This window comes from Streptomyces montanisoli, from assembly GCF_017813245.1.
In the GTDB taxonomy this organism is placed as follows: Bacteria; Actinomycetota; Actinomycetes; order Streptomycetales; family Streptomycetaceae; genus Streptomyces; species Streptomyces montanisoli.
In genome coordinates this window covers 12,758-36,536 of record NZ_JAGIQL010000040.1, presented here as the reverse complement: position 1 = coordinate 36,536, position 23,779 = coordinate 12,758, and the positions used below count along the sequence as shown (strand labels likewise).

Below are 23,779 nucleotides of genomic sequence, written 5' to 3'. Positions count from 1 at the left end.
TGCCGTGCGTCACAGCGGCGCGCCGCCGGTGGCCGCGAGGAACGCGCGGAGGATCTCCTCGCCCGCCAGGACGCCCGCCGTCGTGAGGGCGCGCACGCCGGGCGCCGTCCAGCCGGCCTCGGCGAGTTCGCCGTGGCCCGGGCGCCAGGCCAGGTCGGCCGCGGTGAGCAGGTCCGCGTCCAGCAGGGAGTCGCCCGCGGCGAGCGTGAGGGGCGCGTCCGTGCGCCGCGCGACCTCGGCGAGCGCCGCGCTCTTCGTGAGCGGCCCCGGCACTGCGTACACCTTCCGCCCCTGGAGGGACACCGTCCAGCCGCGCCCGGCCGCCCAGCCGGACAGCTCCTCGACCCAGCCGGCGGGCAGCAGGGCCCTGTCGACGACCAGGTAGGCGAAGAGGTCCTCCGCCACGCGCTCCTTGAGCAGCCACCGCTCGTCCGCCGCCGCGAGCAGATGCGCACGCACCTCGTCGAGGGGGGCGCACTGCTCCCCCAGGCGTTTTGCGACGAGCGCCCGCCAGTCCTCGTCGGGCACGCCGTCCACGAGGAGGTGCCCGCCGTTGGCGCAGATCGCGAAGCGCGGTGGCGGGCAGGGCAGCCGGATCCGCGCGTACTGCTCGCGTGTGCGGGTCGTCGTCGGTACGAAGACCGCGGCGCGGGCGAGGGTGTCGAGCAGGCGTGCGGCGGTCTCGGTGAGGTACGACAGCGGCCTGCCCTCGTAGACCTCCACGCACAGCAGGCGGGGCGCGTCGGCGTCGGCGCCCGTCAGCCGGAGGGCGGCGGCGGAGTAGATGAGCGTGCGGTCGAGGTCGCTCGCGACGACCGCGGGACGGGGGCGCGTACCGTCCACCGCGGGCGTCACGACGCCGTCCCGGCGGAGCCCGAGCCCGCGGAGCCTGGACCAGCGGAGCCCGCGCCTGCCGTGCCCGGCGACACCGCCGTGCCGTCCGCGCCCGTCGCGCCGCGCGTGTACCGGGGGTGGATCAACCCCACACAGCTGTAGGGCAGTTCGTCCACCTCTTCGACGGGCACACCGCGCTGCTCCGCCAGCATCCGTACGTGGTCGAGGTCGGCGCCCGCGCCGCGCCTCGCGAGGATCCGCCACGGCACCCGCCGCAGCAGCACCCGGGTGGTCTCCCCCACGCCCGGCTTGACGAGGTTCACGTCGTCGATGCCGTACTCCTCACTGATCCGCTCGACGGCGGCCCACCCCGCCCACGTGGGCGAACGGTCCGCCGCGAGCAGCTCCTTGACGTCCGCGCCGACCGCGTCCGCCACCTCGTCGAACCGCGCCGACACCGCGTCCACGAACAGCCCTGACACGTCCGCGTCCGCGAGTTCGCGGTAGAACTTGGCCCCGTGGAAGTCGTCGGGGCCGACCAGGTCCGCGCGCAGCACCGTGCGCGAGACGAGCCCGGAGACCGTCGAGTTGAGGCAGGCCGACGGGATCAGGAAGTCCTCGCGCGTGCCGTACGTGCGCACGCAGCCGCCGGGGTCGGCGAGCACCGCGATCTCCGGGTCGAACCCCTCGAAGTCGCCGATGGCTGCCGCGAGTTCGCGGGTGATTGCGCCTTTGCCCGTCCAGCCGTCCACGAACACCACGTCCGCCGGGTCGTGGTGGGCGGCGAGCCAGCGCATCGCTGTGGTGTCGATCCCGCGCCCGCGCACGATCGACACAGCGTAGTGCGGGAGTTCGAGGCCGTGGCGGTGTGCCGCCCAGCGGCGCATCAGCACCCCGACCGGTGTGCCCGCGCGGGCCAGCGACACCAGCACGGGGCGCGGCGAGCGCTCCGTGAGCACCGTCTCCGTGACGGCGCCGACCGCACGCGCGATCCGGGCGGCGGACGTGTCGAGCGCGGCCCGGAACAGCTCCTGGTAGGCGGCGTTCGGCTGGTACTCGACGGGCAGCGACTCGGCGTAGTGCGCGCCACCGCTCTGGATGGCCTCCTCGCGCTCCTCGGTCGGCGCCTCCAGTTCCACACCCGACAGGTCCTGGAGCAGCCAGCCCACCTCGTCCGGCGCGTAGGAGGAGAAGGCGGGGCCACGCAGTGGCTCGGGCAGCATGGTGGTGTCCTGACGATCGGATGGGTGCGGCCGCGGGCGGGGCCCGGCGGGGCGTTGCGCGGCGCCGGACGGCAGGTACGTGGGGACGACGGCGACGACCACAGGACCGACGTGCGCGGCCAGTTGGGCCAGCAGGCCGCCGGGTGCGCGCAGCTCGGCCGAGTCGCCCGCCGAGTCCACGGCCAGTACCACCGCGTCGAATCCGCCGCCCGCCACGTTGTACGCGTAGCGCACGCCCGCGCCGTCGGCGGCGCCCTCGGGAAAGGCGGCGGTGTCGTGCGCGGGGAAGGCGAGGCGGCTGCGGATGGCGTAGCCGGGGTCGTCGACGGCGAGCACCGGCGACCTGGTCGTCGTCGAGTACCGCACCTCGGTGCCGGGCGGCGCGGTGCGCTCCAGCTCCTCCGCGAGCCGCAGCGGCGCGTACATCAGCTCCTCGAAGCCGAGCACCAGCACGCGCCGCGCCGCCGGTGGCAGCGCGGCCGCGAGCGTCGACGCCATGGCGGGCACCGCCGCGTTCAGCGCGTCGCGGTGCGCGGGCAGGAAGCCGTGCCGCCCGCCGTCGGGCAGGCGCTCGGGCCAGTCGAGACGTACGCGGGTGACGTCCGCGTGGCCGGGTGCGGGCGCGGCGGCCAGCGCCTCGCGCGGGGGCGCCTGGGCCGCCTCGTGCGCCCGTACGAGCGCGGTGCCGCGGTCGAGCACGCCGTCGGGCAGCCGGACGGTTCCCGACGCGAGGGTGACGAGGTCGACGCGGGCCCCGATCTCGGCGGCGAACGCGGCGAGCCGGCCGCGGTCGCCGTCGGAGCGCATGTCCACGAGCGCCACGATGACGTACCAGGCGCGCGGGCGGCGCTCGTGGAGCGCGCGGATCGTGTTGAGCACGGTGTTGCCCGTGGAGAACTCGTCGTCCACCAGCACCAGCGGCCCGTCGCCCGCGAGGAGCGCCGAGTCCTCGGGCAGCAGGAGGTGGGAGGTGGCGTGCGAGTGGGACTCCTCGAATCCGCCGGCGCGCTCGACGCCGGCGACGGGTCGCCGCGTCGAGTGCAGGTACGGGGCGTCGCGCACGCCGTCGGCGACGCAGTGCCCGAGCCCGGTCGCGGTCTCCGCGTAGCCGAGGACGACGGCGTCCGGGGCCGCGGCGCCGAGCAGGGCGCGCACGCGCTCCCCGAGCCGCAGGCCGGTGGCGCGTACGACGGTGGGGCTCTGCGGCACGTGCTTGCCGAGCACGTTGGAGACGAGCAGGTGTGCGCGCTTGGGGTTGTCGCGCAGGGCGAGGCCGAGCAGGCCGCGCAGGGCGGGGTCGCCGTCGAGCCGCACATCGAGCGCGCGGGCCACCCAGTCGCCGGACCAGCCCCCCGCATCGGCGGCGAAGCCGCCGCCGGGCACGGGCGCCGGCGGCGGCGCGGTAGCCGTGGCGTGATCGCCACTGTCCTGCATGGGAGCCGCCTGGCCCCCAGCGATACGCCCGGGCACGCCGCCCTCGCGGCCCTCCCGACGCGACGACGCCGCTGCGGCACCCGCCGCACCAGCATCGGCAGCACCCCGCGCGGGCGCCGCCGCGCCCTCGCCGTCCTGCGCAAGGGCGGCTGAGGCACCACCTGGCGCGAGTGCCGCCTCCTCCTCGGCAGTACGCACGGCCTCGCGGCCCTCCCGGCGCGACGCCGCTGCGGCACCCGCCCCACCAGCACCGGCAGCGCCCCGCGCGTGCGCCGCCACGCCCTCGCCGTCCTGCGCAAGGCCGGCTGAGGCGCCATCTGGCGCGGGAGCTGCCTCCTCCTCGGCGATACGCACGGGCACGCCGGCCTCGCGACCCTCCCGACGCGACGCCGCCGCTGCGGCGCCCGCCGCACCAGCACCGGCGGCACCCCGTACGGGCGCCGTCGCATCCTCGCCGTCGTGCGGCGGCGCGGACGCCGCCCGGTCCGCGGCGCCCGCCGCGACCGCGTCGTGTTCGTCACGCATGTCCCGCACCTCCTGCCGCTCGGCGCTCCGGCGTCCCGGCGCGGTGGTCGCGCTCCTCCGGGGCTGGGGCCGTCACCGATCTGCGGGCCGGCGCCGGCGCCCCGCCGGCGGGGCGGCTCCGATCCCCCGGTGCCCGGCCCGTCACCGGCCGAGTCCCGCCGCGAGCAGTTCGACGAAGCCGATGTCCTCGCGCGCTACGCCGAACACCTCGGCGCGCAGCAGCGTCCGCTCCGCCCAGGCGCGGTGCGGCTTCACCTCGTTCATCTTGTTCGTGTACGCGGACCGCACCACCCCGCCTCCACCGCGCTCCGGCCGCAGGATGTCCTCGGCGTCCACGAACTCCTCGTGGCTGACCACCGACAGCGCGTGCACGGGCATGACGTGCGAGGGGTGGATGCAGGTCTTGCCGAGCAGGCCGTTGGCGCGGTCGAGCTCGATCTCCCGCAGCAACCCGTCGAGGTCGTGCTCGATCAGTGTCGTACGCAGGGACTCCGCGCGCCCGGCGAGGAACGGGCTGCTGCGCAGCTGCGGCTTGAACATGCGCTCGTGCAGCCGGAAGTACTCCCACACGGGCCCGGTGATCGTGAAGCCGGTGCCGTCGGCCCTGCCCAGCACGTTCACCACGTCGGAGATGACGTTCGCGACGATCCGCACGTCGTACGCCGTCGTGTCGGCGGCGCGCCGCAGCCCGTACGCGGAGCAGAAGTCGGTCACGCCCAGCCGCAGCGCCAGGACGCGGTCGCGGTACTTGTCGACGATCCGCGCGATGTCGAACAGCGTCTCGGCCCTGGTCTCCAGGTGCAGCAGCTCGGGCGACTCCAGCACCGGCATGGCGAAGAGCCGCCGCCCGCAGGCACGCTCGGCCTCGCCGAGCGCCGACAGGAAGGCCTCGCCGCGCTCGTACGTGAACTTCGGCAGTACGAATCCGGACAGCAGGCGTGCCGCGTGGCCGAGCCTGTGCACGAGGTCCGTGATCTGCCCGGCGTCCCTGACGCGGACGAACAGCAGCGGCAGGGCGGCGCCGCGCGTCTCCAGGTCGATGAGCTGGGTGACGAGGTTGGCCTCGCCGTGCGCGACCTCGCCGTCCCCGATCGAGTCCTCGAGGCACAGCACCATGGACCGCACCCCGGCGGCCTCCTGCTTGAGGATGTCGTCGGCCAGGCGGGGCCGGGTCGCGGGGCTGTAGAGCGTGGCGCCGAGCGCCGCCGACAGCACCCGGGCCGGGGCGTCCCCGGTGAACTCCGCAGGCTCCTGATGGAACAACCGCCGCCTGTCCTCCGGCGGGACGTGCCCGAAATGACGCATACATCCTCCCCCGTACTACCCGTGGTCCTCTTCGGATCATTCGCTCACATGGCCGGTAATAGTACGTACGAACCGATGGCGCCGGTTCCCCCGGCACGTGAAATCCTGGTGCCGCGGCCGGTGCGGACGCACGCTCGCCGTCCCCCCGCGGGGGCCCGTGCCGCGTTGTCCCGGCCCGAGGGCGGAAGGCAGGATGGCCCGCATGACGCACGCGATGACGAAGGGCTCCAACGTCCCACTCGGCGTGAGGGGCGTACGGGCCGTGCTGCGCTGGACGCCGGGCACCGGCATCCCCGACGTGGACGCGTCGGCGCTGCTGCTCGGCCACGACGGACGGGTGCGTTCGGACGAGGACTTCGTCTTCTACAACCAGCCCAGGCACCCGTCGGGCGCCGTGCGGCGGCTTTCGAAGAAGCAGCGCCCCGACGGCCTCACGGACTCCGTGGAGGCCGACCTCGCGGCGCTCGACCCGTCGGTCGACCAGGTCGTGCTGGCCGCCTCGTCGGACAGCGAGCCCTTCGGGCACGTGCGTGACCTGCGGATCCTGCTGTACGACACCGCCGCGCCCGAGGGCGAGCCCATCGCGGTCTTCGACGTGCACCCGGAGACGGGCGAGGAGACCGCCATCATCTGCGGGGAGCTGTACCGCAGGGGCGACGGCTGGAAGTTCCGTGCGGTCGGCCAGGGCTACCCGACGGGCCTCGTGGGCCTCGCCACGGCGTTCGGCGTCTCCGTGGACGAGACGGACCCGGCGACGGCCCCCGCCTCCGCCGAGCCGCCCGCCGGGCCCCGCATCCCGCCCGTGCCGCAGGCACCGGCACCGGCCTACGGCTATCCGCACCCGGCGCCGCCCCCCGTGCCCTCGCCGGCAGCCGCGTACGGCTACCCGCAGCCGGCCTCCCCCCAGCCCTACGGCTACGGCTACCCCCAGCCGGCGGCCGCCGCCGCGCTCCCCGACGACGGCGCCCCCGTCCCCGCCCAGGACCCGTCCTTCCGCCTGCCCCCGATGGGCCCGCAGTTCGTGCACGGCGCCTGAGGGGGCCGCTCACGCCTTCGTCTTGTAGCCCCTGCCCCACTGGAGGCCCCAGCCGTACAGGCGGTCGAGTTCGGCCTGGAAGCCGTAGACGAACCTGACCTCGCGCCGCACCAGCAGGTCGCCCTTCACGTTCTCCAGGGCGAACACCGCGCAGGACCTGGCCTGGGGGGCGCGTTCGTCGAGTTCGATCTCGACGCGCGGGCCGTTGCTCGGGTAGAGCGTCACCTTCGCGTGCGTGCGGTCGAAGGCCGGCGTCTGGTCGTAGATGTAGACGAAGAACAGCAGGCGCTTGATCGACTCGCGGTGGTCGAGGTTGACGAAGATCGTCTCGCCGGACGGCGCGCCGAACCGGTCGTCGCCGCTGAGCTTGACGTAGGGGGCGATGTTGAGGTCGCCGAAGAAGCTGCCGAGCGGCTGGACGACGCCCTTGCTGCCGTCCGTCAGCTCGTAGAGGCAGCCCAGGTCGAGGTCGACGTTGACCACGCCCTGCGTGTGCGCCTGCACCACGTCGGGCTGGAACAGCTTGAACGGGTGGCGCAGCATGCCGCCCTGTTTCGACCTGCCCTCGATGTCCGAGGTGCGCATCCGCCACGACAGGTTGACGCGCAGGTTGCCCGTCGCCGCACCCTGCTTGGTCAGCGAGACCGACGGATGGCGCCGTGTCAGCTCGATGGAGTTCGACGCCGAATTGCCCGAATCGAACTGTGCCGCCCTTCCTCCCGGCCGCAGGCCGTCCCAGAAAGACATGCTCACCCACCCCTGTCGCTCCGTGTGCGTCCGACCGTGCGTCGTGGGGCGGTCCGCGGACCCGCAGGCCCGTGCACCGCCCCCCGCACTTGAGCGTTCCCTCGCTCCGCCGTGCCGCACACCCCGGGGCGCGCGTCCTCCGGGTCACACGGGGTCGCACGGGGTCGCGCCCCTGTGGCATGCGGGCATATCCGTGCGACAAGGGCGCCCGGCACCGCGCGGCCCGGCGCCCGCAGGTCGCGCCCGTCGCGCCCGCGCGCCGGTCGCGCCGGTCGCGTCGGCGTCAGGCGCGCGCGCCCGCGTGTTCCTCCGACTCGTGGGGGCCCTCGCCCCCGTCGCCGCCCTCGGCCTCCAGCTTCTTGTTCCTGCGCACGGACGACCAGAAGGAGGCGCCGATGAGGACGACGCCGACCAGGCCGGTGATGACCTCGTTGATCTCGTGCTGGATCGTGACGAGCAGGATCACGGCCAGCGCACCGATCGCGTAGTGCGCCCCGTGCTCCAGGTACACGTAGTCGTCAAGGGTGCCCTGGCGCACCAGGTACACGGTCAGGGACCTGATGTACATCGCGCCGATGCCGAGGCCGAGCGCCATCCAGAAGATGTGGTTGGTGATGGCGAAGGCGCCGATGACGCCGTCGAAGGAGAACGACGCGTCGAGGACCTCGAGGTAGAGGAACATGAAGAAGGCGGCCTTGCCCGCGAGGCCCACGGCGGAAACGGTCCTGCCCGCGGCGCGCGCCTTCGCCTCTTCCTCCTCCTCGCGTTCCTCCTCCTCTTCGAGGGTGTTCTCGAAGTGGCCGGAGAGGCCGCCGACGATGAGGTACGTGATGAGCCCCGCCACGCCGGCGAGCAGCACCGTCGAGGACTTGTCCGCCGCGTGGCCCGAGCTGGTGTGCGCGTGGGCCGCGAACGTCTGCGAGACGACAAGCAGGGCGATCAGCGCGACGCAGACCGACAGCATGTCGACCTTGCCCAGCTTGGCGAGCGGGCGCTCCAGCCATGCGAGCCACTTGATGTCACGGTCCTCGAGGATGAAGTCGAGGAAGATCATCAGCAGGAACATGCCGCCGAAGGCGGCGATGGCCGGGTGGGCGTCGGTGACCAGCGACTCGTAGCGGCTGGGGTCGTTCAGGGCGAGCTTGACGGCCTCGACCGGGTTCACCTTGGCCGTGATCGCCACGATCAGGACGGGGAAGACCAGCCGCATGCCGAAGACGGCGATGAGGACGCCGACGGTGAGGAAGATCTTCTGCCAGTAGGCGTTCATCTTCTTCAGCACGCCGGCGTTGACGACGGCGTTGTCGAAGGAGAGGGAGATCTCCAGGATCGAAAGGATCAGGACGACCCCGAACGCCTCCCACCCCCAGAAGACGGCCGCCGCGGCCAGGCCGAGGGCGGTGATGCCCATCGGCCAGCGAAAGGTTTTCAGGATCACTGCTTCCCCATCCGGTGGTACGGGTTTTCCCCCGTGCAGAGCGTTGCTTTACGCAACATTGACCCCGAAGTCTAGGGCGATGCCCCGCAGGCCCGACGCGTACCCCTGGCCCACGGCCCGGAACTTCCACTCGCCGCCGTGCCGGTAGAGCTCGCCGAAGATCATCGCCGTCTCCGTGGAGGCATCCTCCGTCAGGTCGTAACGGGCGAGCTCCTGGCCGTCCGCCTGGTTGACGACGCGGATGAACGCGTTGCTGACCTGCCCGAACGTCTGGCGGCGGTTGTCGGCGTCATGGATGGAGACCGGGAAGACGATCTTGTCGCACTGCTCGGGCACCTGGGAGAGGTCGACGAGCAGCGACTCGTCGTCGCCCTCGCCCTCGCCGGTGAGGTTGTCGCCCGTGTGCTCGACGGAGCCCTCGGGGCTCTTGAGGTTGTTGTAGAAGACGAAGTACTCGTCACCCAGCACCCGGCCCTCGCGGCACAGGAGCCCGCTCGCGTCGAGGTCGAAGTCCGCTCCCGTGGTGGAGCGTGCGTCCCAGCCGAGCCCTACGAGCACCTGGGTGAGGTTCGGTGCGGCCTTGGAGAGGGAGACATTGCCCCCCTTGGCGAGTGTGACGCCCATGATGTTGAGTCCTCCCCGATGGTGATCCTGTGCGTTCCGCGCGCGATGCGCGTCCTGCGCGGACACGGCGCGTCTCACGTCATGCCCGGTCGTGTGCCCTCTATGCACTGCACGCCGATCACGCCACGAACGGTTCCTGCGGGCACCGGCGTACACGGGCCGCGCCCGGCGCCGCACGGTGATCGGTGCGGCGCCGGACGCGGTGTGGTGGTACGGGTCAGACGTTGACGCCGAAGTCCTGCGCGATGCCGCGCAGGCCCGACGCGTACCCCTGGCCGATGGCGCGGAACTTCCACTCCGCGCCGTTGCGGTAGAGCTCGCCGAACACCATCGCGGTCTCCGTCGAGGCGTCCTCGGTGAGGTCGTACCGGGCCAGCTCGCTGTTGTCGGCCTGGTTGACGACGCGGATGAACGCGTTGCGCACCTGGCCGAAGGACTGCTGGCGGGTCTCCGCGTCGTAGATGGAGACCGGGAAGACGACCTTCTCGACGTCGGCGGGGACCGCGGTCAGGTTGACCTTGATCTGCTCGTCGTCGCCCTCACCCTCGCCCGTGAGGTTGTCACCGGTGTGCTCGACGGAGCCGTCCGTGCTCTTGAGGTTGTTGAAGAAGACGAAGTTGCCGTCCTGCGCGACCTTGCCCTCGGCGTTCGTCAGCAGGGCGCTGGCGTCGAGGTCGAAGTCCTGCCCTGTCGTCGTACGGATGTCCCAGCCAAGACCCACGGTCACCGCGGTCAGGTTGGGCGCGGCCTTGGTCAGCGAGACGTTTCCGCCCTTGCTGAGGCTGACTCCCACGAGTCCTCCCATTGGTTGTCGGGGCCGGCGGCCGTGGTCAGCGGCAGCTGCCGCGGGCCTCGCGCACCCCAGGTGCGTTGCATTCGGATCAACGTCTGGATCCTAGTGACGGGTTCCCTCAGGCCGCGCGTTTTCCCGCGCGGAGTGCGCCGTACGCCGCGGACGAGTGCGCCGTACGCCGCGGACGCCGTCGTCCCGCACCCGTGCGAGCGCCCGATCACAGCCGGGAGAGCGCCCTGACGTAGTCGTCGCTGTCGCGCGCCCGGTGCACGGGGTTCACGACGCTCCACCGCACGGTCCCGGACGTGTCGATGACGAACGTGCCGCGCACGGCGCGCCCGCGCTCCTCGTCCAGGACCCCGTAGGCGCGTGCCACGGCGCCGTGCGGCCAGTGGTCAGCGAGCAGCGGGAACGCGATGCGCTCCTGCTCGGCGTAGGCGCGCAGGGCGTGCACGGAGTCGGCGGAGCAGGCCAGCAGTTGCGCGCCGGCGTCGGCGAAGGCGTCGGCGCGGTCGCGCAGCTCCTGGAGCTCGCCCGTGCAGGTGGTGCTGAACGCGTACGGGTAGAAGACGAGGACCACATGGCGCCCGCCCTGGCCTCGGAAGTCCGAGAGCCGCACGGTCTGGCCGTGCTGGTCCTGGAGCGAGAAGTCGGGTGCTTGCGCACCGGCCTCGACGGCCATGTGAGCTGTCCTTTCGCGCGTACGCGGCCTACGCGACGCGAGCCTGCAGGTGAGCCCCCGCCGCGACGTCGGCGGCGGGGGCGGTCGTGCGAGGTGCCCGGGGCCCGCCCGCACAGCGGTGCGGGGCCCGGGCGCGCGTTCAGCGCTTCGACTTGGGCGTCACCAGGCGGCTGCCGGTCCAGTCCTTGCCCGCGTTGACGCTCTTGGTCTGCGACAGGCCGGCCGTCTGGGCCGCCTCGTTGATGTCGCTCGGCTCGACGTAGCCTTCACGGCCGGTCTTGGGTGTCAGCAGCCAGACCACGCCGCCGTCCTCGATCAGACCGATCGCGTCCACCAGCGCGTCCGTAAGGTCGCCGTCCTCGTCCCGGAACCAGAGGAGGACGGCGTCGGCAACGTCCTCGTATTCCTCGTCCTCGAGCCCTTGGCCGATGACGGCCTCGATGGACTTGCGGAGTTCCGGCTCGACGTCGCTGTCGTAACCGATCTCCTGGACCACCTGTCCGGGCTCGAACCCCAGACGAGCCGCCTGCTGGGTCCGCTCCTCCGCGTGGTCCGCGGTCGCGCTCACGGATTGCCTCCTGATCATGTTGCGGTGTCTGCTTCGGCCTCGCGCACACGCGAGGCGATGGCCGTAGTCCACACGGGCGGGACGGATCGCGCAAGTACCCGACGGCCGAGACCGTCGAAACGGTGACGTTCCGGGCCTCTCTCCCGCGTGCTCCGGCACTCGCCCGGCGACCGTGCGTAACGGGCGCCTTGTCTTTTCTCCATGTTCGCCATGGTATGACGCCGGACTGCGCCATTCGAGTGAGAACCGCCGGTGGACGGTGCCGCCGGGCGTGGCACGTCCTGGCCGGTAGAGCCGCGCCGTACGGGGTACGGACCGGGTACGGACACGGTACGTGCGCCGGGCCGGCCCGCCACGAGGCGGCCCGCCGCACCGTTACCTTCCCGTAGAGGTGACGTTCGCGTATGTCGCGGTACACGATGGGGTCGCGACGTACGACACCCACAGAGAGCGCCACAAACAGCGCCACAGACAGTGAGGGAACAGCGTGGCTTCCGGATCAGATCGCACCCCGATCATCATTGGCGGCCTTCCCAGTCAGGTCCCGGACTTCGACCCGGAGGAGACCCAGGAGTGGCTCGACTCGCTCGACGCCGCCGTGGACGAGCGCGGCCGCGAACGGGCCAGGTACCTGATGCTCCGGCTGATCGAGCGCGCGCGTGAGAAGCGCGTGGCCGTGCCGGAGATGCGCAGTACGGACTACGTCAACACCATCGCGACGAGGGACGAGCCGTTCTTCCCCGGCAACGAGGAGATCGAGCGCAAGGTCCTCAACGCGACGCGCTGGAACGCGGCGGTGATGGTCTCGCGCGCCCAGCGGCCCGGCATCGGCGTCGGCGGCCACATCGCCACCTTCGCGTCCTCCGCCTCGCTCTACGACGTCGGCTTCAACCACTTCTTCCGCGGCAAGGACGACGGAAGAGGCGGCGACCAGGTCTACTTCCAGGGACATGCCTCCCCCGGCATCTACGCGCGCGCGTTCCTGCTCGACCGGCTCACCGAGGCGCAGCTCGACGGCTTCCGGCAGGAGAAGTCGAAGGCGCCGAACGGGCTGTCCAGCTACCCGCACCCGCGGCTGATGCCGGACTTCTGGGAGTTCCCGACGGTCTCGATGGGCCTCGGCCCGATCGGCGCGATCTACCAGGCCAGGATGAACCGCTACATGCTGGCGCGCGGCATCGCGGACACCTCGGACTCGCACGTGTGGGCGTACCTGGGCGACGGCGAGATGGACGAGGTCGAGTCGCTCGGCCAGTTGACCATCGCCGCCCGCGAGGGCCTGGACAACCTCACGTTCGTCGTCAACTGCAACCTGCAGCGCCTCGACGGCCCGGTACGCGGCAACGGCAAGATCATCCAGGAGCTGGAGTCGGTGTTCCGCGGCGCCGGCTGGAACGTGATCAAGCTCGTGTGGGACCGCACATGGGACCCGCTGCTCGGGCAGGACAGGGACGGCGTCCTCGTCAACCGGCTGAACACGACGCCCGACGGCGACTTCCAGACGTACGCGACGGAGACCGGCGCGTACATCCGCGAGCACTTCTTCGGCGACGACCACCGGCTGCGCGCCATGGTCGAGAACATGACCGACGAGCAGATCCTCCACCTCGGGCGCGGCGGCCACGACCACCGCAAGGTGTACGCGGCGTACGCGGCCGCCAAGGCGCACCGCGGGCAGCCGACGGTGATCCTCGCGCAGACCGTCAAGGGGTGGACGCTCGGCCCGAACTTCGAGGGCCGCAACGCGACGCACCAGATGAAGAAGCTGACGGCGGACGACCTGAAGCGGTTCAGGGACCGGCTGCACCTGCCGATCCCCGACAAGGATCTTGAGGGCGGCGCGCCGCCGTACTACCACCCGGGCCGCGACTCGGAGGAGATCCAGTACATGCACGACCGCCGCAAGTCGCTCGGCGGGTTCGTGCCGACGCGCGTGGTGCGTGCGAAGCCGCTGGCGCTGCCGGGCGACAAGGCGTACACGACGGTCAGGAAGGGTTCGGGGCAGCAGCAGATCGCGACGACGATGGCGTTCGTCCGGCTGCTGAAGGACCTGATGCGGGACAAGGAGATCGGCAAGCGCTTCGTGCTGATCGCGCCGGACGAGTACCGCACGTTCGGCATGGACTCGTTCTTCCCGAGCGCCAAGATCTACAACCCGCAGGGGCAGCAGTACGAGTCGGTGGACCGCGAGCTGCTCCTGTCGTACAAGGAGTCCAAGACTGGCCAGCTGCTGCACGACGGCATCACGGAGGCCGGCTGCACGGCGTCGCTGATCGCGGCGGGCTCGGCGTACGCGACGCACGGCGAGCCGCTCATCCCCGTGTACGTCTTCTACTCGATGTTCGGTTTCCAGCGCACGGGCGACCAGTTCTGGCAGATGGCCGACCAGATGGCGCGCGGCTTCGTGCTGGGTGCGACGGCCGGCCGCACGACCCTGACCGGCGAGGGGCTGCAACACGCGGACGGCCACTCGCACCTGCTGGCGTCCACGAACCCGGCCTGCGTGGCCTACGACCCGGCGTACTCGTTCGAGATCGCGCACATCGTGCGGGACGGCCTGCGCCGGATGTACGGCGAGGAGAGCGAGAACGTCTTCTACTACCTCACCGTCTACAACGAGCCCATCAAGCACCCCGCGGAGCCCGAGGACGTGGACGTCGAGGGCATCCTCAAGGGCGTCCACCGGCTGTGGAAGGGCGAGCGCGGCTCCATCCCCGCGCAGATCATGGCGTCGGGCGTGGCGCTGCCGTGGGCGGAGGAGGCGCAGCGGATCCTCGCCGAGGAGTGGGACGTACGGGCCGACGTGTGGTCCGCGACGTCCTGGACGGAGCTGCGGCGCGAGGCGATGGCGGTCGAGGAGCACAACCTGCTGCACCCGGAGGAGGAGCAGCGCACGCCGTGGGTGACGCGGAGGCTGAGCGGCGCGCAGGGCCCGTTCGTCGCGGTGTCGGACTGGATGCGGGCGGTGCCCGACCAGATCGCGCAGTGGGTGCCCGGCACGTTCAGGTCGCTGGGCGCGGACGGCTTCGGCTTCGCGGACACGCGCGGCGCGGCGCGGCGCTTCTTCCACATCGACGCGCACACGATCGTGCTCGCGGTGCTCACGGAGCTGGCGAAGGACGGCAAGGTCGACCGCTCCGCCCTCAAGCAGGCGCTGGACCGCTACCGGCTGATGGACGTGGCGGCGGCGGACCCGGGCACGGCGGGCGGCGACGCGTAGCGCCAGGCGGCGGGCGCGCAGCGGCCCCGGCGGGTGGACACCCACCGGGGCCGCGTGCTGCCCGGCTCGTCGCGGCCGTCAGACCAGCTGGACGAGGGCCAGCACCAGGTCGATGGCGCCGAGCACGACGGCCACCACCGCCGGTATGCGGCGGTTGGACCAGTGGCGGTCCATGGCGATCCAGCCGGTGACGAGTGCGGCCGGGCCGAGCACGATCCCCAGAACGAAGAATCCGGCGATCGCGCAGACGAGGCCGATGATCCCGAACGTCTCGCGGTCCGGCCCGTTGCGCGGCCTCATCCGGCCGCGCGAGCGGGGGCTCACGCGCGTACGGGTACTGCTGCCGAAGCCCGCCATGTCTTCCGTCCTCCCGGAACTGATGGTCGGTTCGAGCCTTCAGTGGCCGCGTACCCGCCGAACACCCGTCCACTCGGGGTGGCTTCGGGCCGGTGCTTCGCACCGCGACACGCCGAAGGCCCCGCCGGGCCGGCGGGACCTTCGGCGCGCGTCGACGTCGGATGGGCGCCGTCGGAGGGGCGCCGTCAGATGTGCGCCGCTCCGTTCGCCGCGTCCGCGTTCTCGCCGCGCTTGGTCAGCAGCGCGACGAAGATCGCCACGAACGCCACGCCGGCGGCGACCAGGCACGCCAGCGTCATGCCCGACATGAACGTGTCGTGCGCGACGGACGTGATCTTCTCGGCGATCGCGGCCGGCACGCCCTTCGGCACGGGGGCGGTGCCGACCTGGACGGCCTCGGAGGCGGGTCCCACCTGGCCGGGCTTCAGCGGCGGCAGCCCCGCCTTCGTCCAGTTGCCCGGCAGGTCGTTCGAGACGCGGGAGGCCATCACGGCGCCGAGCACCGCCGTGCCGAGCGAGCCGCCGATCTGCATGGCGGCCTGCTGGAGGCCGCCGGCCACGCCGGAGAGCTCCATCGGCGCGTTGCCGACGATCACCTCGGTCGCGCCTACCATGACGGGGGCGAGGCCGAGTCCGAGCAGCGCGAACCACAGCGACATGAGCCCGGTGCCGGTGTCGATGCCGAGCCGGGACATGCCCAGCATGGCGACGGTCGTGAAGATCATGCCCCCGGCGAGCGGGATACGCGGCCCGACCTTCGTGATGACGGCGCCGGCGAGCGGCGAGGCGACGATCATCATGCCGGTCAGCGGCAGCAGGTGCAGGCCCGCGTCGACGGGCGACATCCCGTGCACGTTCTGCAGGTAGAACGTCACGAAGAACAGGCCGCCGAGGAACGCGATCGCCATCAGGGCCATCAGCAGCACGCCCGCCGACACGGGGACGGACTTGAACAGGCCCATCGGGATGAGGGGTTCCTTGACCCGGTTCTCCCACAGCGCGAAGGCGACGAAGCACAGGATCGAGATCCCGATGAACGCCCAGACGCTGCCGCTGCCCCAGCCCCAGTCGGGCGCCTTGATGATCGCCCAGACCAGGCAGAACATGGCGGCGGACAGCAGTCCGATGCCCGGCAGGTCGAACGACCGCGGCGCCTTCTCCGCGCGGTGGTCGAGCAGGATGAACGCGCCGAGTGCCAGCGCGATGACGCCGACCGGCACGTTGATGAAGAACACGGACTGCCAGCTCACGTGCTCCACGAGCACGCCGCCGAGGATCGGGCCGCCCGCGGTGGAGGCGCCGATGACCATGCCCCAGATCCCGATGGCCATGTTGAGCTTCTCGGCGGGGAAGGTGGCGCGCAGCAGTCCGAGCGCGGCCGGCATCAGCAGGGCGCCGAACAGGCCCTGGAACACCCTGAGGGTGACCACGAGCCCGATGCTGTGGGAGAGGCCGATGGCGCCGGACGCCGCGGCGAACCCGATCACCCCGATCAGGAACGTCTGGCGGTGCCCGAAGCGGTCACCGAGTTTGCCGGCGGTGATCAGGGCCACCGCGAGGGCGAGGAAGTAGCCGTTGGTGATCCACTGGACGTCGGCGAACGAGGCGCCGAGGTCCTTCTGGATGGCGGGGTTCGCGATGGCGACGATGGTGCCGTCAAGCGCCACCATCATGACGCCGATGGCCACGGAGAAGAGCGTCAGCCAGGGGTGGCCGCGCAGACCCTTCTTGGAAGGCGCCGTGACGGGAGGCGCCGAGTCGACGGTGGTCTGACTTGTCATACCGCACACGCTAGTGTCAGCTGCTGACAGTTGACAAACCAAATCACTAGTCGGTAACTGTCACGTGGCTCACAACGGTCTCCACTACCGTGGAAAGGAACGTGACCTTCCGCTCGGCGAGCGGCCGGCGGGCGCGGCGAACAGGCACAACGGCACCAGCGGCACCAGTGGCACACCGGTACAGACGAGCGAGGTCCCCAGCAGTGAGCGTCGGGCAGGACACAGCGGCAGAGCGGCCGGCGGGGCTGCGCGCACGCAAGAAGCAGCGCACCCGCGACGACCTCATGCGCGCGGCCCTCGAGCTCTTCACGACGCAGGGGTACGAGGCCACCACCGTCGACGAGATCGCCGACGCCGTCGAGGTCTCGCAGCGCACGTTCTTCCGCTACTTCGCCAGCAAGGAGGACGTCGCGTTCGGCGTCGCCTCCCTGATGGAGGGCCAGTTCGTCGAGCAGCTGCGGCTGCGCCCCGCGGGCGAGGACCCGATCCTCGCGATGCGCAGGGCGGTCGCCTGCGCGTGGGAGCTGATGGGCGAGACCATCGAGGAGGTCGCCCCCGTCGAACTGGTCATGCGGGCCTACCGGATGATCGAGTCGACACCCGCCCTGCTCTCCGCCGCACTGCGGCGCGGCAGCGAGACGGAGGACGAGATCGTGGGGATCATCGCCGCGCGCGAGCACCTCGACGTCGAGTCCGACCCGCGCCCGCGCGTCGCGGTCGCGGCCGTGTGCGGGGTGATGCGCATGGCGGGCCGCGTCTGGGGACAGCCGGGGCACGAGACCAGCGTCGAGGCGCTCGCCGCGCTCACCGAGACCTATCTCGACGCCCTGACGCCGTCGCTGACCGGACCGTGGCTCGGGGCGCGTGAGCCACGAACCGGGCGCCGCGTGTGTCGCGATGACGTCCCCGTGGGCTAGCCTGGCCGGGATGTGACCTGTACGTGATCCGCGCGTGACCTGCCTCACCCGTAGGCGCGGACGTCGACGCGCCTCCTAGGTGATAGCTCAGTGACTCCTTTCGGCTCCTCCCCGACCCTGATGGCGTGGCGGGCTCTTCTGGCACTCGCCGTGGTCTTCGTGATGCTCGCGACCACCGGGTGGACCGCCGTGCAGCGGGGCCAGAGACCGGTCGATCCGCTGAAGGCCGCCGTCGCGGCCTGGCGCAGGGGGTCGGTCGGGCACCGGCACCTGCCGGACCCGCACTCACCGCCCGGCCGGCTCGCCACGTTCTTCGGGTCGCTCACGGCCGGTCAGCAGACCAGGCTCGTCGACGCCTACCCGCTGGCGGTCGGCAACATGAACGGCGCGCCGGTGAAGCTGCGCTTCCGCGCCAACCGGATCGCGCTGCGCCAGGAGGCGATCGTCGAGCGGCACCGCTCGCAGGACATGCGGCTGTCGCGCGACGGGCGCTCGCACGCCTTGCAGACCATGCTGAGCTACCAGTCGATGCTGGCGCCCGGCCGCAGGTTCCTGGCCTTCGACCCGTCGGGCAGCGGGCGGGTCGCGGAGGTGTTCGGCGACCTGGCGCACGCGCAGCGGGTCTCCGTGGTCGTGCCCGGCGTCGACACCAACGTGCTGACGTTCCAGAAGACCGGCAAGTGGTACAGCGCGCCGTCCGGCATGGGCTCCGCGCTGTACACGGCGGAGCGCGCCGCCTCACCGGCCACGAGCACCGCCGTGATCGCCTGGGCCGACTACACCGCGCCCGCGGGGCTCGGCATGGACGCGGCCATAGGGACGCTCGCGAAGGCCGGGGCCGTGCGCCTGACGGCGCTCACCAGGGCGCTGCCCGGCAGGGCGCCGATCGCGCTGTTCTGCCACAGCTACGGCTCCGTGGTGTGCGGCATGGCCGCACGCACGCTGCCGCCGCGCGTGCGGGACGTCGCCGTCGCCGGCAGCCCGGGCATGCGGGTGGGCAGCGAGCGCGGCCTGCACACCCGGGCGCGCGTGTGGGCGATGCGCGATTCGGGCGACTGGATCCAGGACATCCCGTACGTGGACGTCGTCGGCCTCGGCCACGGCGCCGACCCCGTCTCCCACGGCTTCGGCGCGCGCGTCGTGTCGGCGGCCGGGGCGCAGGGCCACAGCGGCTACTTCCAGCCGGGGACGACGAGCCTCGACAACTTCGCCGACATCGGTGTCGGCGACTTCGACGCGGTCGCGTGCGCGCGGGGCGTTTCGGGCTGCCACAGCGGAATCCACGCCGAGGGCCCCGCCTGACGCGCGTAGATTTTCGTGCTTTGACAGGAGACGTACGGGGAATCGCGGCCTACGATGTGGCACATGGGTGACGTACTGGCCGGTTTCCACGCCACCTGGGAGTTCGAGGGCGACTCCGTTCTGATCCGTTTCGGACGCGGGATACGGACGCCCAGACTCTTCCAGGCGCTGCGCGAGCGCCGCATCCCCCACGCGGCGCTGGCATCGGTGAGCGTGTCACCCGGCAGACGTGGCGCGGTCGTTCTGCGCGCCACCGTGCGTCCGGGCGCGGACCCGCTGATGGATGTGGCGGCGGGCCAGCTCAAGGAGGGGTACGACCCCTACCGTCTCGTGCTGCCCGCCGGGCGCGAGACGCTCGCGGAGTACTACGCCGAGGAGTTGCGCTCGGTGCTGTCCGGCGGCGCGGACGGCGCGGAGGCGGCCGAGGCGCACCTGGTGGCCGCGCCCGAGGCGCCGCTCGGCTTCAAGGCCTACGACGGCAAGGCGACGTTCGACGGCAGCCAGGTCGCCTTCCGGTGGTCATGGACGGGCGCGTCGACGGAGAAGTGGAAGGCCGGCGACCAGACGTTCCACGTCGGGGACCTGCAGGGCGTCGAGTGGCGCTCGCCCGAGGCGTTCGACGGCTACCTGCGGCTCGTGCGGCGCCAGAGCGCCCACGTGCCCGCGCGCGGAGCCGTGCGCAGCACCATCCCGGGCCAGCCCGAGTCGCCGGAGGCGGAGCGGCGTACCCAGGCGGACCACGACCCGGCCGCCGTCGTCTTCGGCCTCGGCTACGGGCCCGTGCACGAGTCGCTGCCGTTCGCGGCGGCGGTGCTCGCCGCGGTGCGGGGCGGCAACGGCGGGCGGGCCCACGCGGCGGTGCCGGCCGCGGCCGACCCGTCGGGGGCGGTGGCGGACCGCATCCGCCACCTGGGCGAGCTGCACCGGGCGGGGCTCGTGACCGACGAGGAGTTCAGCACGAAGAAGGCGCAGCTGCTCGCCGAGCTCTGACGCACGCCGCCCCGGCCTCCGCGGGAGCGCCTTCGGGCGACGGTTCGTTCTGCACCGTCGCGCTCTGCGCGGGCCCGGTGCCGGCGGCCGCGGTCCCCGCGGCCTTCGCCTCCCACGCCAGGCGTGCGTTACCGTAAAAGTCGATCTTGTGGTCGAGGACGGCGACGGTGGTCTGGAGCTCCCGGATCCTCGCGAGGACGTCGCCGCGGGTGCGCCGCAGCAGCTCTTGGCGCGCCTCGAACGTGGAGTCGCCCTGCCTCGTCATCTCGGCGTAGCGGACCATGTCCGCCACGGGCATGCCGGTGAGCCGCAGCTTGCCCACGAAGGCGAGCCAGTCCAGGTCCCGGTTGCTGAAGCGGCGCTGGCCGGTGTGCGACCGGTCGACGTGCGGCATCAGCCCGATGCGCTCGTACCAGCGCAGGGTGTGCGCGGTCAGGCCGGTGACGGCGACGACCTCGCTGATCGTGTAGTGGTCATTGCCGTCGGGCCGCGGGTGCGCGGTCGGCGCCGAGGCGCGGTCGTCCCGCCCCTGCGCCCCCGCGGGCGTGCTCTCGGTGAGCGTCATGGCCCCAACGCTAATTCCTTGGAGTGCACTCCAGGCAACACGCGTGGCGAACGCCCTACTCTGCGGCCCATGGACACCGCATCCCCAGCCGAGCCCACGCCCACCGGCCAGGGCACGCACGCCGATGCGCCCGTACGGGCCGCGCGGCCCTCGGACGCCGAGGAACTCGTACGCCTGCGCGCCGTGATGCTCGGCTCGATGGGCCCCTACGACGACGACTCCTGGCAGCCCGCGAGCATGGCCGTCCTGCGCGAGCGGCTCGCCGAACCCGGCGGCCGCCTGGCCGCGTTCGTCGTGGACGCGCCCGGCGCCCGCGGTGCGCTCGCGGCGTGCGCCGTCGGCACCGTGGAGCAGCGGCTCGGCGCACCAGGCAACCACGCGGGCCTGTCGGGGCACGTGTTCAGCGTCGTCACCGACGCGGCGATGCGCCGGCGCGGCTACTCGCGCGCCTGCATGCGGGCGCTGCTGGCCTGGTACCGCGAGCAGGGCGTGGTGAAGATCGACCTGCACGCCTCACCCGAGGGCGAGCCGCTGTACGCGTCGCTGGGATTCGTGCGCACTCCCGCGCCCTCGATGCGCCTGATGCTGTGATCCGGCAGGCGTCACGGCCCGGTGGACGCCCTGTACGTCCGGCGCGTGCCACGCCGTAGGGTCGGTCGCATGCAGTGCCTTGAGCAGATCGAGAAGTGGCCCGTCGAGCACGCGGCGGCGGCCGTCGTACGGGCCGACGGGACCGTCGCCGGGACGTACGGGCCTTCCGGCCGGCGTTTCCCGCTCGCCTCGGTGACCAAGCCGCTCGCCGCGTACGCCGTGCTCGTCGCGTACGAGGAGGGGGCGATCGAGCTCGACGAGCCCGCGGGCCCCGACGGCTCGACGGTCCGCCACCTCCTCGCGCACGCGAGCGGCCTCGCGCCCGACGAGCGCCGCGCGCTGTCCGCTCCCGGCACCCGGCGCGTGTACTCCAACGCGGGGTTCGAGACGCTGGGCGACCACGTGGCGCGTGCCACGGAGATCGCGTTCCCCGACTACCTGCGCGAGGCCGTGCTCGAACCCCTCGGCATGGCCGCGACGGCGCTCGAGGGCGCGGGTTCCCCCGCGCGCGACGCCGTCTCGACGGTGGACGACCTGGCGCGGTTCGCGGCGGAGCTCCAGGCGCCGCGGCTGCTCGACCCGCGCACGATCGCCGAGGCGATGACCGTGCAGTTCCCGGGGCTGGCCGGCGTGCTGCCCGGCTACGGCAACCAGCGGCCCAACGACTGGGGCCTCGGCTTCGAGATCCGTGACTCCAAGTCGCCGCACTGGACGGGCGCCTCGTCGTCGCCCCGCACGTTCGGCCACTTCGGGCAGTCGGGCACGTTCCTGTGGGTCGACCCGGACGCGGGCGCCGCGTGCGTGGCGCTGAGCGATCGGGACTTCGGCCCGTGGGCGATCGAGGCCTGGCCCCCGCTGACGGAGGCGGTACTCGCCGAGCTGCGCGCGGCCTGACGCTCACCGCACGGCGCGCAGCGCCCGGGGCGTGAGGTCCCCCCGGGTGGGATAGCCGTCGACGGCCATGATCAGGTCGGCCTCGGCGAGCAGCGAGCGAAGCACGTGCACGATGCCGTCGACGCCTCCGAGCGCCAGCCCGTAGCAGTAGGGGCGGCCGACCCCCACCGCGGTGGCGCCGAGCGCCAGCGCCTTGATGATGTCGGCGCCCGTGCGCACGCCCGAGTCGAACAGGACCGGCAGCCCGTCGGCGGCCTCCAGCACGTCGGGCAGGCACTCCAGGGCGGTCAGTCCGCCGTTGGCCTGCCGTCCGCCGTGGTTGGAGCAGTAGATCGCGTCCGCGCCGTGGTCCTTGGCGCGGCGGGCGTCGTCGGGGTGGCAGATGCCCTTGAGCATCAGGGGCAGGTCGGTCTCGGACCGCAGCCAGTCCAGGTCGTCCCAGCGGAAGGGCCCCCCGAAGATCGGCAGCGTCCGGACCACCGTCTCGACGGGGTCGTCGCCGGGCCGCAGCCGTGCGCGGAACACCGGGTCGCTGGTGTAGCTGCTCAGGCAGCCGCTCGGCACCTGCGGGTAGTTGGAGCCCGCCAGGTCGCGGGGGCGCCAGCCGGTGACCCAGGTGTCGAGGGTGACGGCGATGCCCCGGTAGCCCGCGGCCTCGGCGCGGTGGACCAGGCTCGCGCCCAGCTCGCGGTCGGGCGGCACGTACAGCTGGAAGAAGCCCGGCGTGTCGCCGGCTTCCGGCGCCACGTCCTCCATCGGGTCGGAGGACAGGGTGCCGGCGAAGAACGGCACGCCGGTCCGCGCGGAGGCGCGCGCGGCGGCGATGTCGCCGTGCCCGTCCTGCGCGCACACGCCGATCACCCCGACCGGTGCCATGAACACCGGCGAGGGCAGCCGGGTCCCGCACAGCTCGATCGACATGTCGCGTTCGGTGGGCGCCACCAGCATGCGCGGGTACAGGCCCCAGCGCTGAAACGCCTCGCAGTTGGCGCGCTGGGTGTGCTCGTCACCGGCGCCGCCCGCCACGTACTGCCAGACCTTCGGGGGCAGCGCGGCCGACGCCTTCTTCTCCAGCTCCGCGAAGGTGATCGGATAGGGCGGCTGGTGCCCGTGACGCCCCTGTTCGTACAGCTCATCCTGGTACGAGGAGAATTCAGTCATGTGCGGCGGAGTACCCACATGCGGTACGCCGATGCGTGCGGCCGCGATTGCGTGCGGCCGCGATCGCGTGCCGGCGGCGATCAAACGCGCGGCGCCATCTCCCACAGCAGCACCTCTGCCGGGGCGCCCCCCTGCTCCCGCGGTCCCGCCAGTTCCAGGCCCCGGGTGTCCGTGAGGCGCGCCGAGTCCCCCGGCCGCAGCTCCTCGCCGTCGAGCAGCACCGCGCCGCGTACGACGTGGACGTAGACGTACGCGCCGTCCGGCACGGCCGACCGCTCGCCCGCACGCAGCCTGCGCACGTGCAGCATCGCCCCGGCCTCCGGCAGGGCGTACGGCGTCGAGTCGGCGATGCCGCGCACGATGTCGTAGGCCGGGTCGCCGCCGGGCTCCAGCGGCGCCAGCCACATCTGCACGAAGACGAGTGGCTCGTCGCCCTCGTTGCGCTCGCTGTGCCGCACGCCGGAGGCCGAGCCGAGCCGCTGCAGGTCGCCCGGACGGACGACCGTCGCGTGGCCCGCCGAGTCGCGGTGGGTGAGCTCGCCCGACACCACCCACGTCACGATCTCGGTGTGGCTGTGCCGGTGCTCGTCGAAGCCCGCGCCGGGCGCGAGGCGTTCCTCGTTGCAGGCGACGACCGCGCCGAAGCGCAGGTTGCCTGGGTCGTAGAAGCTGCCGAACGAGAAGGCGTGCAGGGACTCGATCCCGGCCGCCGCGTCCCCGCCCCGATGCCGGTCCTCCGCGTACCGTACGGACATCACGGTCCTACGGTAGCCCCGGCACGTCGGCCACTCG

20 protein-coding genes and 1 pseudogene are annotated in these 23,779 nt (G+C 72.4%); 7 read left to right on the top strand and 14 right to left on the bottom strand.

Going from position 1 to position 23,779, the window contains the following annotated elements:
• Window positions 1-9: 9 nt before the first annotated feature.
• From JFN87_RS12800 to JFN87_RS12790, 3 genes are all read right to left on the bottom strand, one after another.
• Window positions 10-855 carry an HAD family hydrolase gene (locus tag JFN87_RS12800; protein WP_307865425.1) on the bottom strand — a complete coding sequence of 282 codons (846 nt, stop codon included), beginning with the start codon at window positions 853-855 and terminating at the stop codon, window positions 10-12.
• Window positions 852-3,491: a phosphoribosyltransferase gene (locus tag JFN87_RS12795; RefSeq protein WP_209340135.1), complete on the bottom strand. Its 2,640-nt coding sequence runs from the start codon at window positions 3,489-3,491 to the stop codon at window positions 852-854. The genes JFN87_RS12800 and JFN87_RS12795 overlap by 4 nt, the downstream gene beginning before the upstream one ends.
• A gap of 666 nt (window positions 3,492-4,157) precedes the next feature.
• Complete coding sequence (locus JFN87_RS12790; protein WP_209340134.1) at window positions 4,158-5,321, bottom strand: HpcH/HpaI aldolase/citrate lyase family protein; 1,164 nt, start codon at window positions 5,319-5,321, stop codon at window positions 4,158-4,160.
• Between the two features lie 202 nt (window positions 5,322-5,523).
• Between JFN87_RS12790 and JFN87_RS12785 the strand changes: the two genes are divergently transcribed.
• Window positions 5,524-6,357 carry a TerD family protein gene (locus JFN87_RS12785; protein WP_209340133.1) on the top strand — a complete coding sequence of 278 codons (834 nt, stop codon included), beginning with the start codon at window positions 5,524-5,526 and terminating at the stop codon, window positions 6,355-6,357.
• A gap of 9 nt (window positions 6,358-6,366) precedes the next feature.
• Here the strand turns inward: JFN87_RS12785 and JFN87_RS12780 are convergent, their stop codons facing one another.
• The 6 genes from JFN87_RS12780 to JFN87_RS12755 all read right to left on the bottom strand — a co-directional run bounded on the left by JFN87_RS12780 (window position 6,367) and on the right by JFN87_RS12755 (window position 11,209).
• Window positions 6,367-7,104, bottom strand: a complete 738-nt coding sequence (locus tag JFN87_RS12780) for a TerD family protein (RefSeq protein WP_209340132.1) — start codon at window positions 7,102-7,104, stop codon at window positions 6,367-6,369.
• Between the two features lie 283 nt (window positions 7,105-7,387).
• Complete coding sequence (locus tag JFN87_RS12775) at window positions 7,388-8,542, bottom strand: DUF475 domain-containing protein (RefSeq protein ID WP_209340131.1); 1,155 nt, start codon at window positions 8,540-8,542, stop codon at window positions 7,388-7,390.
• A gap of 48 nt (window positions 8,543-8,590) precedes the next feature.
• Window positions 8,591-9,166 (bottom strand): TerD family protein, encoded by a 576-nt coding sequence (locus JFN87_RS12770; protein ID WP_030910296.1) that lies wholly within the window; start codon window positions 9,164-9,166, stop codon window positions 8,591-8,593.
• 217 nt (window positions 9,167-9,383) lie between these two features.
• On the bottom strand, window positions 9,384-9,959 hold the full coding sequence (locus JFN87_RS12765; RefSeq protein WP_209340130.1) for a TerD family protein: 576 nt from the start codon (window positions 9,957-9,959) through the stop codon (window positions 9,384-9,386).
• A 217-nt stretch (window positions 9,960-10,176) separates the two neighbouring features.
• On the bottom strand, window positions 10,177-10,641 hold the full coding sequence (locus tag JFN87_RS12760) for a peroxiredoxin (protein WP_209340129.1): 465 nt from the start codon (window positions 10,639-10,641) through the stop codon (window positions 10,177-10,179).
• 139 nt (window positions 10,642-10,780) lie between these two features.
• Window positions 10,781-11,209, bottom strand: a complete 429-nt coding sequence (locus tag JFN87_RS12755; protein ID WP_209340128.1) for a DUF3052 domain-containing protein — start codon at window positions 11,207-11,209, stop codon at window positions 10,781-10,783.
• Between the two features lie 487 nt (window positions 11,210-11,696).
• On the opposite strand from JFN87_RS12755, the gene aceE reads away from it, so the two are divergent.
• Window positions 11,697-14,429 carry a pyruvate dehydrogenase (acetyl-transferring), homodimeric type gene (aceE, locus tag JFN87_RS12750; protein ID WP_209340127.1) on the top strand — a complete coding sequence of 911 codons (2,733 nt, stop codon included), beginning with the start codon at window positions 11,697-11,699 and terminating at the stop codon, window positions 14,427-14,429.
• Window positions 14,430-14,507: 78 nt separating this feature from the next.
• Here aceE and JFN87_RS12745 read toward each other — a convergent pair whose 3' ends face one another.
• A complete protein-coding gene (locus JFN87_RS12745; protein ID WP_209340126.1) occupies window positions 14,508-14,786 on the bottom strand; it encodes a small hydrophobic protein in 279 nt (92 codons plus the stop codon).
• 185 nt (window positions 14,787-14,971) lie between these two features.
• On the bottom strand, window positions 14,972-16,567 hold the full coding sequence (locus JFN87_RS12740; RefSeq protein ID WP_209340125.1) for an MFS transporter: 1,596 nt from the start codon (window positions 16,565-16,567) through the stop codon (window positions 14,972-14,974).
• Between the two features lie 203 nt (window positions 16,568-16,770).
• Here JFN87_RS12740 and JFN87_RS12735 point away from each other — a divergent pair, with 203 nt between their 5' ends.
• The 3 genes from JFN87_RS12735 to JFN87_RS12725 all read left to right on the top strand — a co-directional run bounded on the left by JFN87_RS12735 (window position 16,771) and on the right by JFN87_RS12725 (window position 19,776).
• Window positions 16,771-17,484: a TetR family transcriptional regulator gene (locus JFN87_RS12735; RefSeq protein WP_209340124.1), complete on the top strand. Its 714-nt coding sequence runs from the start codon at window positions 16,771-16,773 to the stop codon at window positions 17,482-17,484.
• 90 nt (window positions 17,485-17,574) lie between these two features.
• The gene (locus JFN87_RS12730) at window positions 17,575-18,786 is read left to right on the top strand and encodes an alpha/beta hydrolase (protein ID WP_209340123.1); all 1,212 of its coding nucleotides are present in this window, start codon (window positions 17,575-17,577) and stop codon (window positions 18,784-18,786) included.
• 63 nt (window positions 18,787-18,849) lie between these two features.
• Window positions 18,850-19,776, top strand: a complete 927-nt coding sequence (locus JFN87_RS12725) for a DUF4429 domain-containing protein (protein ID WP_209340122.1) — start codon at window positions 18,850-18,852, stop codon at window positions 19,774-19,776.
• Window positions 19,777-19,873: 97 nt separating this feature from the next.
• On the opposite strand, the pseudogene JFN87_RS12720 reads toward JFN87_RS12725, so the two are convergent.
• Window positions 19,874-20,341, bottom strand: a pseudogene (locus tag JFN87_RS12720) (MerR family transcriptional regulator); the annotation flags it as partial.
• A gap of 186 nt (window positions 20,342-20,527) precedes the next feature.
• Here JFN87_RS12720 and JFN87_RS12715 point away from each other — a divergent pair.
• Both JFN87_RS12715 and JFN87_RS12710 read left to right on the top strand, forming a co-directional pair.
• Entirely contained in the window at window positions 20,528-20,932 is a 405-nt protein-coding gene (locus tag JFN87_RS12715) for a GNAT family N-acetyltransferase (RefSeq protein WP_245179374.1), read from the top strand.
• Window positions 20,933-21,001: 69 nt separating this feature from the next.
• The gene (locus JFN87_RS12710) at window positions 21,002-21,826 is read left to right on the top strand and encodes a serine hydrolase domain-containing protein (protein ID WP_209340119.1); all 825 of its coding nucleotides are present in this window, start codon (window positions 21,002-21,004) and stop codon (window positions 21,824-21,826) included.
• Between the two features lie 3 nt (window positions 21,827-21,829).
• On the opposite strand, the gene JFN87_RS12705 is transcribed toward JFN87_RS12710, so the two are convergent.
• Together JFN87_RS12705 and JFN87_RS12700 are read right to left on the bottom strand one after the other, a co-directional pair.
• Window positions 21,830-22,987: an alpha-hydroxy-acid oxidizing protein gene (locus JFN87_RS12705; RefSeq protein ID WP_209340118.1), complete on the bottom strand. Its 1,158-nt coding sequence runs from the start codon at window positions 22,985-22,987 to the stop codon at window positions 21,830-21,832.
• Window positions 22,988-23,067: 80 nt separating this feature from the next.
• Window positions 23,068-23,742 (bottom strand): pirin family protein, encoded by a 675-nt coding sequence (locus JFN87_RS12700; RefSeq protein ID WP_209340147.1) that lies wholly within the window; start codon window positions 23,740-23,742, stop codon window positions 23,068-23,070.
• Window positions 23,743-23,779 lie beyond the last annotated feature (37 nt).